This is a genomic window from Crocosphaera sp. Alani8, from assembly GCF_038442745.1.
Classification (GTDB): domain Bacteria; phylum Cyanobacteriota; class Cyanobacteriia; order Cyanobacteriales; family Microcystaceae; genus Crocosphaera.
The window spans coordinates 1-4,461 of record NZ_JARVCN010000262.1; the positions used below are offsets into that span (position 1 = coordinate 1).

At 35.5% G+C, this 4,461-nt stretch carries 4 protein-coding genes and 2 pseudogenes; 1 reads left to right on the top strand and 5 read right to left on the bottom strand.

The features are described 5' to 3' along the window. The 3 genes and pseudogenes from P9B04_RS14960 to P9B04_RS14970 all read right to left on the bottom strand — a co-directional run. Window positions 1–475 (bottom strand): annotated as a pseudogene (locus P9B04_RS14960) (hypothetical protein); the annotation flags it as partial. Window positions 476–477: 2 nt separating this feature from the next. Continuing rightward, window positions 478–924, bottom strand: coding sequence for a VMAP-C domain-containing protein (locus P9B04_RS14965; protein WP_342055791.1), 447 nt, complete (start codon window positions 922–924; stop codon window positions 478–480). After that, the gene (locus P9B04_RS14970) at window positions 884–1,558 is read right to left on the bottom strand and encodes a hypothetical protein (RefSeq protein WP_342055788.1); all 675 of its coding nucleotides are present in this window, start codon (window positions 1,556–1,558) and stop codon (window positions 884–886) included. The genes P9B04_RS14965 and P9B04_RS14970 overlap by 41 nt, the downstream gene beginning before the upstream one ends. A gap of 282 nt (window positions 1,559–1,840) precedes the next feature. On the opposite strand from P9B04_RS14970, the gene P9B04_RS14975 reads away from it, so the two are divergent. After that, window positions 1,841–2,089: a hypothetical protein gene (locus P9B04_RS14975; RefSeq protein ID WP_342055789.1), complete on the top strand. Its 249-nt coding sequence runs from the start codon at window positions 1,841–1,843 to the stop codon at window positions 2,087–2,089. Window positions 2,090–2,548: 459 nt separating this feature from the next. Here P9B04_RS14975 and ggt read toward each other — a convergent pair whose 3' ends face one another. Together ggt and P9B04_RS14985 are read right to left on the bottom strand one after the other, a co-directional pair. Continuing rightward, on the bottom strand, window positions 2,549–4,102 hold the full coding sequence (gene ggt, locus P9B04_RS14980; protein ID WP_342055790.1) for a gamma-glutamyltransferase: 1,554 nt from the start codon (window positions 4,100–4,102) through the stop codon (window positions 2,549–2,551). After that, window positions 4,041–4,461: pseudogene (locus P9B04_RS14985) on the bottom strand (hypothetical protein); the annotation flags it as partial. The pseudogene P9B04_RS14985 and the gene ggt, both read right to left, overlap by 62 nt.

Genomic DNA, 4,461 nt, shown 5'->3' on the forward strand with positions numbered 1-4,461 from the left:
TTGGCCTAAGTTTTCGCAGCGAGTGACCCCTGGCTTTTTGAGAAGATACCTCCTGATTAGAAGTATTTGGGGGAGAATTCTTATTTAACAGTTGAGTATCCCGTAATCGTCCAATAGCATCATAATAATGTAATCCTCTTGTTAGGGTAGAACGACTAGTAATAGACCATTTTAAGACCTCTCCTAGACATAGTTCATAAGCAACTGCATAAGCCAAGGAACTTTTCCCACTTCCTGGTTCACCTTCAACTAATAAGGGACGACGTAAATAAAGAGCTGCATTAATTAATTTAATGATTTTATCGTCTTTAGGAATTTGAAAAGTTTTTCCTCGTCGTTCATCCATTGCTTTTTGATCACTAAAATCTCGCCAAGTTGGAGGATCTGGAAGAGGATTTTTATTTTCTTCTCCAGGTTTAGGCCAATAATCATCAGGTTTCGGGTTTCCATCGCCTTCAAATAGTTTCCAAGTCATAATTAAAAAAGTCCAAGGGGATAATTTTCACTGTTAGGTTCCGAGGGAAGGGGACGAGTTGGATCGTCCCATAGCAATGATAAATGAGAAGCAACTTCTTCGGGATCACCATTCGCTTGTCGACGAATTCTACTCAACTCATTAGGAAGCTGATTAATATCCTTTGTTAGTAATTTATTGATAGCAGTTTCTATCATTTCTTGATTTAAACGCTCATTTTGATTTCTACACCAAATTGCTACTGGTAAACCATATCTAATTAAACAATTAAAGCTAGGTTGTGTTAAAGAAACCCATGATTTTAGTCCAATACCACGATAAGAATTAGGTTTCTCAGGTGTAATTCTCTCTTCTGTTTCAAATATTCCTTGATTAGAATTGAATTGCTTCCATTTCTGCTCCCAACACCTAATATGATAACTGATAAACTTTACGTTCGAGTTTATCAGTTATCATATTATGTTCAATTTCTTTAATAATTTTTTGTCTTTCTTGTAGCCTTAAAACAATGTCATTACATCTTTCTTCAATACGTTTAAAATATATATCATAATCTAAATTTAGCAGAGCATAATCAACAAAAAGCTCTATTCTCATATTATGAATAGCCTCATCAAAATCTAATTTTCCATCCTCATCAAGTTTTACAATGCAAAATTTTATAATCTTTGTTAGTTGCTGGCTTAATTGCTTTAAATGAGTAGATTTTACCAATCTCATTTCTTGCTCAAGATATTGATGTAAGTTACTAGGGTTAGATTGATTGTCTAAGGCAAACCAACAATTGATTTTATAATTGTTATTTAATTGATTATTTGATTTTTTAAAACTAATCATCAGAAATGATTGAGGTGATGATTGAGAATTAGGAGGATTAGGATTCATATCAAGAGGTATACTAAATTGCTGTAAAAATTTACTGGCATCAAATTTTTGAGCATTTTGAGAAAAAAAGCATCCTTTTACTGTTAACCAATTAGTAATTTCTTCTGTTAGGTCACTATTAGGTAACTGAGTCAAATGTGCGACATAGCTTAATAAAGTAGTTTCTTCACCTGTTTGATTTTTACTAAGATATGACAAACGGGCAGGAAGATCATTTTTCTTGAATTTCTGCGATTGTAATTATTATTTTTCTGCACGAAGAACCTACTGAAAGGTTTTCTGAGTCAGGCCAACGATTACAACTTCGTATACTTTGACAAAGAATTGAAATGATTTTTATTTTTCCGTCTACAGTCAATCTTGGCACACCATACAAATTTTATTTGGTCAATACCTGGTTTTGAAGAAAATATCCTGGGAATGCAATCATATGGAGCAATATGGGAGGCTAAAAGAGTAAACACAGAAGAGGTATTCAGTATGCACTGGTTTCAGAACAATCAACCCCCAAAAGGAGATGAAGATCAGCCTATGATTAGCGGAAACATACAATTAAAGTTTAATCTTAAGCAAAAGGGGTTAATCATGATTCTTATCATTATTGCGCCTGTGTTTGGGTTAAGTGCTGGGCCAGCTTTAAGAACAGAAGATATCCGACATCGAGAACACCTCTCTAGTCATGAGATTCAATTGGAGTCCGAGACTAAAACATATACAAACTCCAAATAAACTCAAGCAGTAAATTAAAGTATGTGAACACAGCCAAGGGCTAAATTTGCCTATACCTGTGTTTTTTCTTATAACTACTATAAATCAATACAGCTAATTACTTAACGTGCTTGGAATGATTTATCGGTCTTCTTGATATCCCCTATGATGCACATTATGCACTGACTCTGAGTAAGTGAAGAACGATAATTTATTTTTTATTAATCTCTGATGTCCCTGATAATAACATCAACATTCCTAAGATCAAAATAGTGATGGCAATACAGCCTAAAATAAAGTCTAGCGTTGTATTAGATTCCATATTTGAGAGTAGCTGAATGGTCTGTGGAAACGATCTGAAATTTGCCTTAATAAAAAAATAAAGCAACCTTATTATACTATCCAGTGGTTCTCATACACAAATCAGCGATCGCTTGTTTTTGCAGGAGATATCTAAGTCGCAGTTAGGATCAACATACGTTAGCAAACAATACCAAAGCCCGATCGCCTGGGATCTCCTACAACTTCTAAAGAATCATCCTCTCTGCGCCTAACACCGTGAACTCCACCAAAAAACATATTGGGTTCTTGCCAGACGGCAATCTCTGTGCCTGGGGGCAGTTGTAGATTTTCAAGGGCTTTTAACTGTTCTATGGGTTCTAGGTTGAATAAATTATTTTCCCAGTGAACTCTTGGTTTACTAATAGCTTCTTCTAAGGAAAAACCAAAATCTAAGAGATTAGAAATGACTTGTAAAAGAACTGTTCTAATTCTGTTTGATCCCCCCGATCCCAAAACAATTTCGGGTTTTCCTTTTTGGAGAATTATAGTAGGAGACATCATGGAAGAAATACGAGAATCCCCAGGCCAACAATGGAATCCTAATGGGTTTAAATCAGCTTCCCCCAACATATTATTGAGCATAATTCCAGTGTTAGGAATAACATAAGAAGAACCTTCTCCATTAGAAGTAGTTACACTGGCGGCGTTACCTTGTTCATCCATAACACTAATATGGGTTGTGCTACCCCATTTATTGATAGTCTTTTGTAATTTATTTTGGCCACGGAGAATATTTTTTTCACTCAAAAATTCACTAATAATATTATCTTGGTAAAGATAGTTATCATAGTTGACTTTTCTCACATCATTGGTTAATGCCATAACTGCTGCCAATAATTGTAAATGGTCTTTACTACCAAACTTGAAACAGTTTAAATCAACGTTTTCTAAAACTTTTAGGGCATAATTAATTAAAATTCCTCCCGAACTAGGAGGTGGATTTGTTAACAGTTGATAGCCTCTATAGTTAAGATTTAAGGGTTTCCTTTTTGTAACACGATAATTTTGCAAATCTTTCTTAGTTAAATAACCTCCCTCTTTCATATCTTGAAGGATTTGATCAGCAATCTCACCCTGATAAAATTCTTGAATTCCTTTTTGGCTTAATTCTTCTAAAATATTGGCAAAATCTTTAAAGTAAGCTATTTCATCCGTTTTTAATAACTGGTTATTAGATAAATATATTTTTTTTGACTCATGGGAAGCCCTTAAAATTGGTTCGAGGATTTCAAAGGTAATTCGATTATAAGGAGTAACTTGGTAGCCATTTCTGGCGTAATCGATCGCTGGTTCTACCACTACAGAAAAGGGTAACTTTCCCAGTTCTTTATGAACTTCAAATAACCCCATCAGATTACCAGGAACAGCAACAGAACCAAGACCAATATGAAACACTTGGAGCGCGCCACCAAAGTTGATTTCCACAGGATAAAAGTCCACATCTTGGAGGGATTTTTTTATTCGAGGGGTTTGACAAAAAAAGTCAAATAAAATACTTTTTTGAGCTTGCGTATGTGCCAACAAAAATCCACCTCCCCCCGCAGAAGTTAGGGTAGATTCCACTACAAAAGAAGCTAACATAGCAGCGATCGCTGCATCGAAAGCATTACCCCCATTTTCAAACATAATTTCACCGGCCTGTGCAGTTTTGGAATGTCCGGCGGCGATCGCCCCGTGGGTTTTTCGATTCATCTATTTTACTGGCTAAAACAGGAACATTACTATCTCTATTAACCTGGTTTTTAACTATTATTGTCTCAGATTTCATAGAAATTTTAGTACCAGCATTCACTTCTATCCAGACTTTGGGACTGCCATATCTTGTTTCGTTATCAGGTCGATAAATGATCTTGCACTTTCCATTGAAAGAAACTTCGGAACAATAGGTTGTTTTAGTACCTTTTCTTACAATAATGACAGGTTTTTTCTCGTCTTTCTTATTATTGCTTCCTATAAGTCCTTTATTAACGTGAATAACCGTAGGTTCCTGACGACGTTTTAGCTCACCGCCGAGAAGCCCCGCGCTGTAACGAAGTTCAGCGTCGGGATGA

What these genes read in the sequence shown, in the direction of transcription:
- P9B04_RS14975 (WP_342055789.1), top strand. Translation starts at nt 1,841, where the DNA reads ATGCACTGGTTTCAGAACAATCAACCCCCAAAAGGAGATGAAGATCAG.
- ggt (WP_342055790.1), bottom strand. Translation starts at nt 4,102, where the DNA reads ATGAATCGAAAAACCCACGGGGCGATCGCCGCCGGACATTCCAAAACT.